The sequence below is a fragment of the Streptomyces sp. NPDC037100 genome (assembly GCF_055606225.1).
In genome coordinates, this window is the sequence record NZ_JBVJSX010000001.1 from 52495 (window position 1) to 65853 (window position 13359).

The following is a 13359-nucleotide window of genomic DNA, read 5'->3' on the forward strand; positions in this document are numbered from 1 at the left end:
GATGGGAATGCCCGAGCACGAACAGGACGACCAGGAGCGCGAGTTCGACCTCAGATGGGCGGACCGGGCCGAGCACAAGGAGCCCTCGGCCCGGGCCCGTATGCTCGCCGCGCGCTGGAAGCACGACCCGCCCGGGCCGGTGCCGTTCCGTGCCGACCCGGAGCACGTCGGCTCCCGCCGCCGCTCCTCCTGGATCTCGACCGCCGTGGTGCTGGGGTGCGTGGCAGCGGTGATCGTACTGCTGGGGTACATCAACTTCCGGGCGCCGTACTAGGTCCCGACCGCCGGGACGAGCTCGCGTCCCGGCGTCGGTCCCTGACCTCGGGGAGAGGCTCGAAGCCGGCCGCCCTGTAGGTGGCGACGGCGGCGACGCCGGAGCTCGGGGTGCACACGAGCGCGCTCGACGAGCCCAGCTCACGCAGAGCGGCAGCCGCGGCGACGGTGATCGCCTTGCCGTGGCCCTGCCCGCGATGGTCCCGGTGCACACCCATCGGCTCGAGCAGCCCGGGCTTCCCCGGACCCGCCGACCACACCGTCACCGTCGCCACCGCGTCGCCCCGGCCGTCGTAGGCGACCAGACACCGGGCGTCGGCGTACGGCACTCCGGCAGCCATCGCGTGCCAGTGGCCCTCCGTGAACGTGGACCTGTCGAACGACGCCCGCTGTACGGCGGCCCGCACGTACGCCTGCTGCGGCCCGATCACCTCGATCCGCACGCCTGGCTCCTCCACCGGCTCCCTCAGGTCGCGACGCAGCGGCGTCCAGGGCGCGTCGAGGCTCCAGCCCTGCTGGCACAGCAGCTCCTGGACCGGCGAGCCGACGGGCGCCTCGACGTACGCCTCGCCCTCCTTCAGCACGCCGCGCTCCGGCTCGGTCAGGTCCGCCACCAGCTGCCTCGCCAGCCCCTCGTCCTGGCGGACGTCCGGTGCCATCGTCAGCCGCAGCACTTCGGGGCCGTCCAGCAGCCCGACGGCGATAATCCGTCCGGCACGGCTCCAGGTCCGTACCGCCGCGGCCGTCGCCCCCGCGCCGAACCGCCAGAACCAGCCCACGTCTCCCGGATGCAGCTGCATCGGCGCTCCGTCGTCCTGCCACTCCCGCAGCACGCCGACAGCCTCGCCCAAGCCGCCTGTCCCGGGTATGCCCACCACGATCGTCATGGCCCCGATGACACACCATCGCTCCGGCGGTAGGCACTCGGATTCAGCGGCTGTTAGCGTCCGGCCCCGTGGAAGATCGTGTGTACGTGGGCAACGCCGGTGCGGACGCCGCGCTGGACCGCGGCTGGATCCTCGGGCATTTCAAGGACGCCGGGGATCCGCGGCACAGCGAGGCCGTGGAGATCAAGTGGGGCGTGCATCCTCCCGGTGACGAGCGGGTGCAGTGGGTGCGGGGCGAGGCGCGTACCGCACTGCTCGTGCTGATCAGCGGCCGGTTCCGGGTGGAGCTGCCCGGGCGCAGTGTGCTGCTGGAGCGGCAGGGGGACTACGTCGTGTGGGGGCGCGGCGTCGATCACTCGTGGGTCGCCGAGGAGGAGTCGGTGGTGCTGACCGTGCGGTGGCCGTCCGTGCCCGGCTACGCGGTTTCCTCGGGCGGGTGACGCCTTTGCCCGGTCCGGATGCGCGCGTCCGCTCCTTAAGCGGGAGGCCTTTGCCCGCTCTGGGGACGTGCACGACCCGTTCATGAGCGGGGACGGTGCACACTGGCGGTGGGACGAGTGCGTGACTGCGGGGTGAGGCAGATGCACAGCCGCTTCCGGAGCGATCGGCGGTTGACCACCCGGATGGGGATCACGCTGTTCCTGCTCGGACTGTTGTACGTGGGGTTCGTCGCCGCGTTGATCGTGCTGCTGAAGTCGTGGGTGCTGGTCGTGGTGGTCGCGGCGGCGCTGCTCGGCGCGCAGTACTGGTTCTCCGACCGGGTCGCGCTGTACGCGATGCGCGGGCGGGTCGTGGAGCGGGACGAGTATCCCGAGTTGCATGGCGTCGTGGACCGGCTGTGTGCCCTCGCCGACATGCCCAAGCCGGTGGTCGCCGTGTCCGAGATGGACATGCCGAACGCGTTCGCGACCGGGCGGAACCCCGACCACGCGGTGGTCTGTGTGACGACCGGGCTGCTGCGGCGGCTGGAGCCGGCCGAACTGGAGGGCGTGCTGGCGCACGAGCTGTCGCACGTGGCGCACAAGGACGTCGCCGTGATCACGGTCGCGTCGTTCCTCGGGGTGATCGCGGGTCTGATCGTGAGGTTCGCCTTCTACTCCCAGCTGTTCGGCGGGGGCCGGAGGGACCAGAACACGGCGGCCGTCTTCGCCGCGGTGATGGGTGTGTCGGCGGCCGTCTACGCGATCAGCTTCCTGATGATCCGGGCCCTGTCCCGGTACCGGGAGCTGGCCGCGGACCGGGCTGCGGCCCTGCTCACCGGTCGGCCCTCGGCGCTGGCCTCCGCGCTCACCAAGGTCTCCGGCGACATCGCCCGCATCCCGACCAAGGACCTGCGCACGGCCCAGGCCTTCAACGCCTTCTACTTCACCCCGGCGCTGGGCCGTGAGCCCGGTGTCGCACGGCTCTTCTCGACCCACCCGAGCCTGGAGCAGCGGCTCGACCAGCTGGGCCGTATCTCCGCCGAACTGGGCGAGGCGGCGGCACCGGGAGGGGGGTGACCGGCGCATGGGGCTGCTGGACATCCTGCTCGGCCGGACGAAACCGGTCGTGGCGGATCTCGACCGGCTCTTCGCGCTGCCCTCGGCGGCCGTGACCCTGGAGGCCGCCGCGGGTTTCACACCGACGGGGCAGGGCGCGGTGTGCTTCGCCACGGTCGAGGGCGCGGCCTTCGAGCAGTCCCACCGCGAGGTGCAGGCCCTGCTGGACGCCGATTCCGACCGCGAGGGCCCGCCGGTGGAGCTGCGGCTGGACGACTACGGCTACTCCTGGCTGGTCTCGCGGCGCGCCCCCGGTCAGCTCTCCGCCCTCGTGAACGACCTGCACGCCGTGAACAGCCAGATGGAGGTCAACGGGTTCGGTCCCCAACTGCTCTGCTCCCTGGCCGGGTTCGAGGGCCCCGCCGGTCGGCGGCTCGCGCTGGTCTACCTCTACAAGCGCGGCACGTTCTACCCGTTCGCACCGCTGCCCGACGGAACACAGCGGCGCGACAACGCACTCGAACTGCGGGTGCGGGCCGCACTCGCCGGTGATCTGCGCATCGAGCAGGACCTGAGCCGCTGGTTCCCGGTGTGGGGGGCACCGGGACTGTGAACGCCCCTCATGGGCAGTGGGTCGCGTGAGTGAATGGCCGGATGAGCGAGCTGATCCCTTTCACACACGTCATCGGCGGCGAACGGCTCAAGGGATTGTGCACCGGCGACGGTGCGCCGGCCCGGGCGACGGCCGTCCTGTTGCACGGAGCGGGCAACGGCAGCAAGGAGCGGCTGGTGCCGCTGCTGGCGGAGTTCGCCGCGCACGGCTGTCATGCCCTCGCCTTCGACTTCTCGGGACACGGGGAGAGCACCGGCCTGCTGCGGGAGCTGAGCCTGCGGCGCCGCTTCGAGCAGGCCGTCTCCGTGATCGACACACACGCGCGTGGGGACGGGCCGCTGGTCCTGGTCGGGTTCAGCATGAGCGGCCAGACGGTGGCGGATCTCGTACGGCACTACGGGGAGCGGGTGGCGGCCCTGGGGCTGTGTGCGCCTGCGGTGTACGCGGGCGAGGCGTGGGACGTGCCGTTCGGCTCGGGCGACGGGCGGTTCAGCGAGATCATCCGCAGGCCCGGGAGCTGGCGTGCGGCGCCCGCGCTGGACGTCCTGCGGGCGTTCGAGGGACGTGCGGTGCTCGCGGTGCCGGGCACGGACGAGGTCATCCCGCCCGCGGTGACGGAGGCCCTCTCCGAGGCGCTGGCCCGTCGCGCGCAGTTCACCCACCGGGTACTCCCTGAAGCGGAGCACCGGTTGGGCCTGTGGTTCCGCGACCGTCCCGGCGACCGGCGGGAGTTCGTCACCGCCGTGCTGACCGGGCTGGGAGAGCAGGGCTGGACGGCGACGCGCGGGTGGGTGGCCAAGCAGCTCCCGGAGAGCCGTACAGTCGACAAGTCGACTCTCATGAGTGGGGGTTGGAGCGCCCAGATGCGGCGGCTCACGCTCGACGACGGCACCGAGCTGGCGCTGCGGACCTTCGTGAAGCCCTTCTTCCGGCGGCACGCGCCCGGGCTGCTGGCCCGCGAGGCGGAGATTCTCACGCTGCTGGCCGAACAGGAGGGCGTGCCGGCCCCCGAGCTGATCGGTGTCGACGCGACGGGCGAGCACTGCGACCATCCGTCCCTGTTGATGTCCCTGCTGCCGGGCCGGGTCCGGGTCGACGAGGAGGAACTCGACGCGCGGGTGGACCTGATGGCGGCCCAGCTGGCCCGGATCCACCGGGTCGTCCCCCGGGAGCGTCCGCGGACGTACCAGGCGTGGACGTCGCCGGGGGCGGTCCCGTCGGGGTGGGAGCGGGCCGTGGACGTCATCCGCCGCGATCCCCCGCCGTACGACGGCTGTTTCCTGCACCGTGACTTCCACCCGGGGAACGTCCTGTTCACGGGGTCGGGGACCGGTCTGCGGATCAGCGGGGTCGTCGACTGGGTGGAGACCTCCTGGGGACCGGCCGACCTGGACGTCGCCCACTGTTCGACGGCACTCGCGCTGCTGCACGGCCCCGAATACGGCCTCTCCTTCCGGAAGCGCTACGAGGCGCGGGGCGGGCGGCTCTTGGCCGACGGCCCGGACCACCTCTACTGGCGGCTGCTCGACGCCCTGGCCTACGTCCCCGACGCGGCGAAGCCGGCGGGGCCGTGGCGGGAACTGGGCCGGACGGATCTGACGCCCGAGGTGCTGGGCGGGCGGCTGGAGGCCTATGTGACGGGGCTGCTGGAGCGGTACGGCTGAGGCGGCAGGCCTGTCGCGGGCGACTGTCAGTGGTGTCCGCGATGATGCAGGAGGGTCGTAAGGACGCGGCGAGTGGAGGCCGGGTATGGGCGGCGGAGCGCGGTACATCGACGTGGCGGAGCGGCGGGCCCGGCTCGCGCTGCGGCACCGGCTGGCCGGGCGGGCCAGGGCGGGGACGCCCGAGGAGGTCGCCGATGCGCTGGTCGCGCTGCACGGCACGGACCCGGCGACGGTGTACCTGGCCGTGGGCGCACGGCTCGCGGACCCCGCCGGGACCGTCGGGGAGACGGAGCGGGCCCTGTACGGGGACCGTCACCTGGTGCGGATGCACGGCATGCGGCACACGGTGTTCGTGTTTCCCACCGCCCTGACCGCCGTCGTGCACGCTTCCACGGGGGTGGCCGTCGCCGCCCGGGAGAGGGCTTCGCTGCTCAAGCACATGGCGGCGGCCGGTGCGCCGGACGCGGCCTGGCTGAAGGAGGTCGAGGAGTCGACACTGGCGGCGCTCGCCCGGCGCGGGCAGGCGACCGCGGCCGAACTCGCCCAGGACGAACCGCGGTTGCGGAAGCAGTTCGTGTACGCGGCCGGGAAGAGCTACGAGGGGACGCACACGGTCTCGACCCGGCTGCTGAGGGTGCTGGGCGTCGAGGGGAAGGTCGTGCGCGGCCGGCCGCTCGGCTCCTGGACGTCCAGCCAGTTCCGCTGGGCTGTCGCGCCCGAGCATGCCGAGCCGGGCACGGCGGGGGCGCAGGCGGAGCTGCTGAGACGGTGGCTGAGCGCGTGCGGTCCGGCGACCGAGGCCGACCTGAAGTGGTGGACGGGGTGGCGCGTGACGGAGGTCCGCAGGGCCCTGGCCGCGATCGGGGCGGAGCCGGTGTCGTTGGACGAGGGGACGGGGTATGTGGCCGAGGGCGACGCGGACCCGGTGCCCTCGCCCGACGAGCCCTGGGCCGCGCTGCTGCCCGGACTCGACCCGACGGCGATGGGCTGGCAGCAGCGCGACTGGTATCTCGCCCCCGAGCTGCGGCCGGGGTTGTTCGACGGCAGCGGCAACGTCGGGCCGACGGTTTGGTGGAACGGACGGGTGATCGGCGGCTGGGCCCAGCGGCCCGACGGGGAGATCGTCTGGCGGCTTCTCGACGAGGACGGCGTCGGCCGGGAGGCCCATGCGGCGATCGGCTCGGAGGCGGAGCGGCTCGCCGGATGGCTCGGCACGACGCGAATCACCCCCCGCTTCCGGACACCGCTGGAGAAGGAACTGGCGGCAGGCTGAAGAACGGGGGGCTCTGTCGGAAGCGCCCCTAGGCCTTCCCCCCTCGGTCCGTGACGTACACCCCCGCCCGCGCCGCCGTCACCGCGGCCTCGGCGGCGCGGGCGGCCGTGGTCTCGTCGAGCCGGTCCCCGCTGATCAGCAGGTGGTAGTAGAGCGGGGCGGAGACCGCGCGCACCAGCTCGTGGGCATCGGTGCCCTGGGGCACCTCGCCCCGGTCGACGGCCTGCCGGACGCAGGGGGCCCATTCCCGTACGCGGATGTCGTAGAAGCGGTGCAGTGCGGCGGCCGTTCTCGCGTCGCCGGTCGCGGCGGCGATCAGGGCCTTGAACAGCGGTCCCTGCCGAGGGTCCGTGAGCGTGCGCTGGACGAGGAGGGCATTGGCCGTCAGGTCTCCGAGCAGCGAGCCGGTCTCGGTGCGCGGCGCGGACTGCTCGGCCATGTCCTGGAGGAGGTCGGCCACCAGTGCGGCCACCGTTCCCCAGCGGCGGTAGACGGTCGTCTTGCCCACGTCGGCTCGGCGGGCGATGTCGGCCAGGTCCAGGCCGCTGAAGCCCTGCTCGGTCAGGGCGTCCTCGGCCGCGCGCAGCACCGCCTCCCGCACGCGCGCCGTGCGTCCCCCGGGCCGTACGGTCCCCGGTTCACCTCCGTCAGCCATAACGGCACTCCTGTTCCATTAGGGACCTCACCCTGCTACTTTAGTGACCACTAACGGAACCACAGACCCGTTAATGAGGGTCGCCGCCGAGAGGGGTCCGCAATGGAATACAGACGACTGGGCGCGTCCGGGCTCATGGTCCCCGCGTTGAGCTTCGGAGCCGGCACCTTCGGCGGGCGGGGTCCGCTCTTCGGCGCCTGGGGCACCACCGACGCGCAGGAGGCACGCCGCCTGGTGGACATCTGCCTGGACGCCGGCATCACGATGTTCGACACCGCCGACGTCTACTCCTGCGGCGCCTCCGAGGAGGTGCTCGGCCAGGCGGTCAAGGGGCGCCGCGACCAGGTGATCCTCTCCACCAAGACGGGTCTGCCGATGGGTGACGGACCGGGCGACGCGGGCTCCTCCCGCTCCCGCCTGATCCGTGCCTGCGAGGACGCCCTGCGCCGGCTCGGCACGGATCACCTCGATCTCTTCCAGCTCCACGCCTTCGACGCCGGAACACCGGTCGAGGAGGTGCTGGCCGCGCTCGACTCGCTGGTCCAGGCGGGCAAGGTCCGTTACACCGGCGTCTCCAACTTCTCCGGCTGGCAGGTGATGAAGTCCCTCGCGGCCGCCGAGCGGCACGGCCGTCCGCGCCATGTGGCCCACCAGGTGTACTACTCCCTGATCGGCCGCGATTACGAGTGGGAGCTGATGCCGCTCGCCCTCGACCAGGGCCTCGGCGCGATCGTCTGGAGCCCGCTCGGCTGGGGGCGCCTGACCGGCAAGGTCCGCCGCGGCGCACCGCTCCCGCCCGACAGCCGGCTGCACCGCACCGCCGACTACGGCCCGCCCGTCTCCGACGAGCACCTCTACGACGTCGTCGACGCACTGGACGAGATCGCGGAGGAGACGGGCAAGGCGGTGCCGCAGATCGCCCTGAACTGGCTGCTTCAGCGGCCGACCGTGTCCTCCGTCCTCATCGGCGCCCGGGACGAGCGGCAGCTGCGCCAGAACCTCGGTGCCATCGGCTGGAGCCTCACCCCCGAGCAGGTGGCGAAGCTCGACGCGGCGAGCCACCGCCCGGCGCCGTACCCCTACTTCCCCTACGAGCGCCAGGAGGGCTTCGCCCGCCTCAACCCGCCGGTGCTCACGGCACCCGGCCGGGCGGCATGAACGAGCGCCGGGCACCCCGCCGTTCGGGGCGTCCGGCGCTCGGAGCGGAGCGGACGGGTCAGCGCGCGTACCGCATGAACGCCCGCACCATGTGGCACGTCGTGTCCGACGGCGGGTGCACGCCGATCGTTTCGGCCGTGTCGCGGATCGTCTCGTTGCGGGCCTGGTTCGGCATGTAGACGCCCGAGTCGAGCAGGGCGATGGCGAGGCGCATCGCCTTGAGACGGCGGTTGTGCGTCACGTACCACTGGCGCGGCCGGCCCGGCGGCAGCGGCCGCTTCTCCACGGGCGCGTACGGCAGGTCGAGCAGGACGGGACGCTTCGCGGTGGACTGGGTGGGCAGCGGCTTCGACTTCAGGGCGGCAGCGGGCACAGGCATCCTCCTGTCGCGGTCGGGCGGCTCACCGAAGACGTCGTCATCCCCGGCGCAACCCTCGAACACTTCTTACAGTTTACCGTCCGGCACTGACAACAGGGAGTCCGCAGAGACCGGCAAACTCCCTGGTAGAGCTGGGAACTGGCGCCATGTCACGACTGGTCCGCGAGGTGCCGGAGGGACGCCGGAAAATCGAACAAGACGGTCGGCGCGTACCGTGGGCGCATGGAGATCTGGATCAATCCCGCCTGCTCGAAGTGCCGCAGCGCCCTGACGCTGCTCGACGCCGAGGGCGCCGACTACACCGTCCGCCGCTACCTGGAGGACGTGCCGAGCGAGGACGAGATCCGGGGCGTGCTCGAGCGCCTCGGTCTCGAACCCTGGGACATCACCCGCACCCAGGAGGCCGACGCCAAGGAGCTCGGCCTCAAGGAGTGGCCGCGGGACGCCGCCTCGCGCGACCGCTGGATCACCGCCCTCGCCGAGCACCCGAAGCTGATCCAGCGCCCGATCATCACCGCGGACGACGGAACGGCGGTGGTCGGCCGCACCGACGAGGCCGTGCGGGACGCCCTGTCGCGCTGACCGGCCGCCACCCCCGTGTGGCACAGGTCACTTGAGTGACTCCTGTAACCGCTGAGTAACCTCGTTCGGTATCTCGTACATAGCGGCGTACGCTCCCCTACCTCTTCAGGAGGCGCGCATGTCGCGCAGGAGAACTCTCGGCACGAAGAAGAAGATCGCGCTGCTGGTGAGCGCGGCGACGGTGGCGGGAGGCGGGGCCTTCGTCATGGCGAGCACGTCGAACGCCGCCCCGACTCCCAAGTCGGCGTCGGAGTCGACGGTCTGCCTGGGTCTCGCCACCGCCCTCGGCAACAACCAGAAGTTCATCGCGGACCAACGGGCCAACCCGGACGCGCAGTCCGAGGCGCGGATCGCCAACCGCGAGGCGGTCGTCGCGGAGATCAAGCGGAAGCAGGAGGCGTCGGGGTGCGCCGTCGGGGAGTCGGCTCAGGACTCCCAGACCGCGCAGCCGTCGCAGCCCGCCCAGTCGGCCCAGCCGCCCGCGGCTTCGGCCCAGCCGTCGCAGCCCGCCGAGTCCGCCCCCGCCGAGTCCGCCCCCGCGGGAGACGCCGGGGGCGGTGCCGCTGCCTCCGGGCAGCAGGTGTGCAACGGCTCCACGGTCACGCTCTCCGGCGAGGGCGGTGCGCCCGCCGCGTCCAGCAACCAGTTCCCGGCCGGCACGAAGCTGAAGGTCACCAACCTGGACAACAACAAGTCCACGACGGTGGAGGTCACTTCGGTCTCCGGCAGCTGTGCGCTCCTCAACAACGCGGCCTTCGAACAGGTCCGTGAGCCCGGCAAGTTCCTGATCCGCCGGGCCCTGATCGAGAAGGTGGGGTGAGGCCCTACGACCGAGTGAATCGATGAGGCGGCGGCCACCCCCTCGGCCGCCCCTCGTACGTGTCACCGGTCCTGCCGCCCCCGGCCAGGGGTGGCAGGACCGGCGCGTGCGGGCCGTGCGGCGCCGCTCACCGGCTTGACGGAGGGGAGCCGGTGACCGGCGCCGCATTCCGCAAAACATCCTCACAGCGTGAAGCGCGGCACCGTGTCACCAGGTAACACGGGGTTCACATTCGAGCAATGGCCGGGAAATCGCCTGTTGTCAGGCTGCCGGGCAGCAGACGCGGCGCACCGGTGCCGCAGCGCCGCAGCACCCGCGATACGCGCCCAGACACACCCCCGAAGGATGTGGCCCGTGACCTTCAAGGCTGAGTACATCTGGATCGACGGCACCGAGCCGACGGCCAAACTGCGTTCCAAGACCAAGATCATCACGGGTTCCCCCGCCGGTCTCGACGCGCTGCCGATCTGGGGCTTCGACGGGTCTTCGACCAACCAGGCCGAGGGCCACTCCTCGGACTGTGTCCTCAAGCCGGTCTTCAGCTGCCCCGACCCGATCCGGGGCGGCGACGACATCCTGGTGCTGTGCGAGGTCCTGAACATCGACCTCACCCCGCACGCCAGCAACACCCGTGCGGCGCTGGGCGAGGTCGCGGAGAAGTTCGCGGCGCAGGAGCCGATCTTCGGCATCGAGCAGGAGTACACGTTCTTCAAGGACGGCTACCCGCTCGGCTTCCCCAAGGGCGGCTTCCCGGCCCCGCAGGGCGGCTACTACTGCGGTGTCGGCGCGGACGAGATCTTCGGCCGTGAGGTCGTCGAGGCGCACCTGGACAACTGCCTGAAGGCCGGTCTCGCCATCTCCGGCATCAACGCCGAGGTCATGCCCGGCCAGTGGGAGTTCCAGGTCGGCCCGGTCTCCCCGCTGGAGGTCTCCGACCACCTGTGGGTGGCCCGCTGGCTGCTCTACCGCACCGCCGAGGACTTCGACATCGCCGCCACCCTCGACCCCAAGCCGGTCAAGGGCGACTGGAACGGCGCCGGTGCGCACACCAACTTCTCCACCAAGGCGATGCGCGAGAGCTACGACGCGATCATCACCGCGGCCGAGTCGCTCGGCGAGGGCTCCAAGCCGCTCGACCACGTCAAGAACTACGGCGCCGGCATCGACGACCGCCTCACCGGCCTGCACGAGACCGCCCCGTGGAACGAGTACTCCTACGGCGTCTCCAACCGCGGCGCCTCGGTCCGTATCCCCTGGCAGGTCGAGAAGGACGGCAAGGGCTACATCGAGGACCGCCGTCCGAACGCCAACGTCGACCCGTACGTGGTGACGCGTCTGCTCGTCGACACCTGCTGCTCGGCGCTGGAGAAGGCCGGCCAGGTCTGATCCGCCCCGCAGGCTCCTGAGGGGGCGCTCACCGTTCGCGGTGGGCGCCCCCTTTCGTCTGCCACGACGACGCGGCTCGTCGCGCGGTTCCCCGCGCCCTGACGGGACGCGTGTGTCCAAGCAGTGAGAGGAGGGTCCCGGCGCGGGATCAGCTCTGCTTCAATGGAGTCATGTCCGACTACCAGAAGTGCACCGCGACGGGTCGTCATGACCTCGAGCCCTTCTGGCCGTCCCGCCAGGACCACGACTTCGACCGGGTGTGTTGCCGCGCGATGAACGCGCCGGCCCTCTAAAGCCGCACACCCCGGCCTTCGGCCAGCGCGAACCGCGTACGTCCCTCGGCGAGCCCGACCACGAATCGCGGCCGTCGACCTCCCCGACGAACTCCTCGCGCGAAAGAGCTGACCTCTCATGGCGACCACTCGTTCTCTGTCCACCGCCGCCCCTCTCACCGCCCCCGCGCCGCACGGCCCCCGGCATCGGCTGCGTGCCGTCGACCGGGACGAGGTGGTCACGGTCGCGGACCTGCTGCCGCCGGGCGCCACCTGGCTGCCGGCACCGCAGCACACCCTGCCCACGCTGCCGGGACAGCCGCCCATGATCGGCTACCTGGTGCTCGTCCCCGCCGACCAGCAGCCGCCGTTCCCGGTGGCGGTGCCCGACCTGCCGCAGGCCGCCGGCCCGGAGCCCGTCGCCGAGCCGGGCGGCGAACCGGTGATCCGGATCGACACCGTGCAGCGCACCGCCCGGGTCGACGGCCGGCCGCTCGACCTCACCTACCTGGAGTTCGAGTTGCTGGCACACCTGGTGGCGCACCCGGGCCGGGTGCACACCCGCGACCAGCTGGTCGGCACGGTGTGGGGCTACGGACACGTCGGCGACGGCCGCACGGTCGACGTCCACATCGCCCGCCTGCGCCGCAAGCTGGGCGTGGAGCACCGCGACACGATCCGCACGGTGCGCCGCGTGGGCTACAAGTACGTGCCGCCGAAGGGACACTGACGGGCAGGCCGGTGGGCTTGGTCCGCGGGACAGGGTCCGGCACGGGCTCCGGGGCCCGCGAAAGGCCAGGGGCTCCTTCTCTGCTGACAGCAGATCCACGTCCGTCCCCTCACCGGACCGGGCAGAGTCACCGGCATGAGGCTTCTGATGCTGGGTGGTACGGAGTTCGTGGGACGGGCCGTCGTGGAGGCGGCGCTGGAGCGGGGCTGGGAGGTCACCGTCTTCCACCGGGGCCGGCACGAGGCCCCACCGGGCGTCCGGTCGCTGCTCGGTGACCGCACCGCGCCCGGCGGTCTGGCCGCCCTGGCCGACGACCCGGGTGAGTGGGACGTCGTGGTGGACACCTGGTCGGCGGCGCCCCGCGCGGTGCTGGACACGGCGCGGCTGCTGCGGGGCCGCGCCGGCCGGTACGTATACGTGTCGAGCTGCTCGGTGTACGCGTGGGCCCCGCCCGCCGGGTACGACGAGGACGCGCCCCTGGTGGAGGGGGCGTCGGCCGACGCGGAGCAGACCGACTACGCCCGGGACAAGAGGGGCGGCGAGCTGGCCGCCGTCGAGTCCTTCGGCGCGGACCGCTCACTGCTCGTCCGGGCGGGGCTGCTCCTCGGTCGGTACGAGAACGTCGGCCGTCTCCCGTGGTGGCTGACCCGGATGGCCCGCGGCGGACCGGTCCTGGCGCCGGGGCCGCGGGACCTCCCCCTGCAGTACGTCGACGTCCGGGACCTGTCGGAGTGGATCCTCGGTGCGGTGGAGCGGGAGTTGAGCGGGCCGTACAACCTGATCGGTCCGCAGGGGCACGCCACGATGGGGACGTTCCTCGACGCGTGCGCGCGGGTCACGGGCGGTGCGGCCGAACTCCGCTGGACGGAGCCCGGGGTGATCCTTGAGGCGGGCATCGAGCCGTGGACGGAGTTGCCGGTGTGGGTGCCGCCGGGCAGCGACCTGCACGACGCCCTGCACAGCGTGGACGTCTCCCGGGCGGTCGGGACCGGCCTGGTCTGCCGACCCGTAGAGGAGACCGTGGCCGACACCTGGAACTGGCTGTGCGGCATCGGCGGTGTCGCACCCCAGCGCCCCGACCGGACGCGCAAGGGCCTCGACCCGGAGGTGGAGGCGAAGGTGCTCGCGGCCGGAACCGGCGCGTGAGCACCGCGCGTTCGCCCCTCAGGTGTACGTAGCACCACCCCCG

16 protein-coding genes are annotated in these 13359 nt (G+C 72.1%); 13 read left to right on the forward strand and 3 right to left on the reverse strand.

The genetic code is table 11. The annotated features are described in order from the left end of the window. Window positions 1-7 precede the first annotated feature (7 nt). Entirely contained in the window at window positions 8-274 is a 267-nt protein-coding gene (locus tag ACZ7EG_RS00230; protein WP_471070110.1) for an SCO2583/SCO2584 N-terminal domain-containing protein, read from the forward strand. On the opposite strand, the gene ACZ7EG_RS00235 is transcribed toward ACZ7EG_RS00230, so the two are convergent. Continuing rightward, window positions 252-1160 (reverse strand): GNAT family N-acetyltransferase, encoded by a 909-nt coding sequence (locus tag ACZ7EG_RS00235; protein WP_471070112.1) that lies wholly within the window; start codon window positions 1158-1160, stop codon window positions 252-254. The genes ACZ7EG_RS00230 and ACZ7EG_RS00235 overlap by 23 nt on opposite strands. 68 nt (window positions 1161-1228) lie before the next feature. On the opposite strand from ACZ7EG_RS00235, the gene ACZ7EG_RS00240 reads away from it, so the two are divergent. The 5 genes from ACZ7EG_RS00240 to ACZ7EG_RS00260 all read left to right on the forward strand — a co-directional run bounded on the left by ACZ7EG_RS00240 (window position 1229) and on the right by ACZ7EG_RS00260 (window position 6188). Then, window positions 1229-1600, forward strand: coding sequence for a cupin domain-containing protein (locus ACZ7EG_RS00240; RefSeq protein WP_471070114.1), 372 nt, complete (start codon window positions 1229-1231; stop codon window positions 1598-1600). A 141-nt stretch (window positions 1601-1741) separates the two neighbouring features. Continuing rightward, entirely contained in the window at window positions 1742-2659 is a 918-nt protein-coding gene (gene htpX, locus ACZ7EG_RS00245; protein ID WP_471070116.1) for a zinc metalloprotease HtpX, read from the forward strand. A 7-nt stretch (window positions 2660-2666) separates the two neighbouring features. Further along, on the forward strand, window positions 2667-3251 hold the full coding sequence (gene pspAB / locus ACZ7EG_RS00250) for a PspA-associated protein PspAB (RefSeq protein ID WP_471070118.1): 585 nt from the start codon (window positions 2667-2669) through the stop codon (window positions 3249-3251). 41 nt (window positions 3252-3292) lie between these two features. Then, window positions 3293-4915 (forward strand): alpha/beta fold hydrolase, encoded by a 1623-nt coding sequence (locus ACZ7EG_RS00255; protein ID WP_471070120.1) that lies wholly within the window; start codon window positions 3293-3295, stop codon window positions 4913-4915. An 85-nt stretch (window positions 4916-5000) separates the two neighbouring features. Next, entirely contained in the window at window positions 5001-6188 is a 1188-nt protein-coding gene (locus ACZ7EG_RS00260) for a winged helix DNA-binding domain-containing protein (RefSeq protein ID WP_471070122.1), read from the forward strand. Window positions 6189-6216: 28 nt separating this feature from the next. Here ACZ7EG_RS00260 and ACZ7EG_RS00265 read toward each other — a convergent pair whose 3' ends face one another. Next, entirely contained in the window at window positions 6217-6843 is a 627-nt protein-coding gene (locus ACZ7EG_RS00265) for a TetR/AcrR family transcriptional regulator (protein ID WP_471070124.1), read from the reverse strand. A gap of 102 nt (window positions 6844-6945) precedes the next feature. Between ACZ7EG_RS00265 and ACZ7EG_RS00270 the strand changes: the two genes are divergently transcribed. Next, entirely contained in the window at window positions 6946-8001 is a 1056-nt protein-coding gene (locus ACZ7EG_RS00270) for an aldo/keto reductase (protein WP_471070126.1), read from the forward strand. Window positions 8002-8059: 58 nt separating this feature from the next. Here ACZ7EG_RS00270 and ACZ7EG_RS00275 read toward each other — a convergent pair whose 3' ends face one another. Then, window positions 8060-8374 carry a hypothetical protein gene (locus ACZ7EG_RS00275; RefSeq protein WP_471070128.1) on the reverse strand — a complete coding sequence of 105 codons (315 nt, stop codon included), beginning with the start codon at window positions 8372-8374 and terminating at the stop codon, window positions 8060-8062. A 228-nt stretch (window positions 8375-8602) separates the two neighbouring features. Between ACZ7EG_RS00275 and ACZ7EG_RS00280 the strand changes: the two genes are divergently transcribed. The 6 genes from ACZ7EG_RS00280 (at window position 8603) to ACZ7EG_RS00305 (ending at window position 13316) form a co-directional block, all read left to right on the forward strand. Then, window positions 8603-8962 carry an arsenate reductase family protein gene (locus ACZ7EG_RS00280; protein WP_344457354.1) on the forward strand — a complete coding sequence of 120 codons (360 nt, stop codon included), beginning with the start codon at window positions 8603-8605 and terminating at the stop codon, window positions 8960-8962. Window positions 8963-9080: 118 nt separating this feature from the next. Then, window positions 9081-9782 (forward strand): RlpA-like double-psi beta-barrel domain-containing protein, encoded by a 702-nt coding sequence (locus ACZ7EG_RS00285; RefSeq protein ID WP_471070130.1) that lies wholly within the window; start codon window positions 9081-9083, stop codon window positions 9780-9782. 354 nt (window positions 9783-10136) lie between these two features. After that, the gene (gene glnII, locus ACZ7EG_RS00290; protein WP_471070132.1) at window positions 10137-11168 is read left to right on the forward strand and encodes a glutamine synthetase; all 1032 of its coding nucleotides are present in this window, start codon (window positions 10137-10139) and stop codon (window positions 11166-11168) included. Window positions 11169-11338: 170 nt separating this feature from the next. Continuing rightward, the gene (locus ACZ7EG_RS00295; protein WP_471070134.1) at window positions 11339-11461 is read left to right on the forward strand and encodes a hypothetical protein; all 123 of its coding nucleotides are present in this window, start codon (window positions 11339-11341) and stop codon (window positions 11459-11461) included. A 118-nt stretch (window positions 11462-11579) separates the two neighbouring features. Then, the gene (locus ACZ7EG_RS00300; protein WP_471070137.1) at window positions 11580-12170 is read left to right on the forward strand and encodes a winged helix-turn-helix domain-containing protein; all 591 of its coding nucleotides are present in this window, start codon (window positions 11580-11582) and stop codon (window positions 12168-12170) included. Between the two features lie 135 nt (window positions 12171-12305). Next, window positions 12306-13316, forward strand: a complete 1011-nt coding sequence (locus ACZ7EG_RS00305; protein ID WP_471070139.1) for an SDR family oxidoreductase — start codon at window positions 12306-12308, stop codon at window positions 13314-13316. The last annotated feature ends 43 nt before the right edge of the window (window positions 13317-13359 follow it).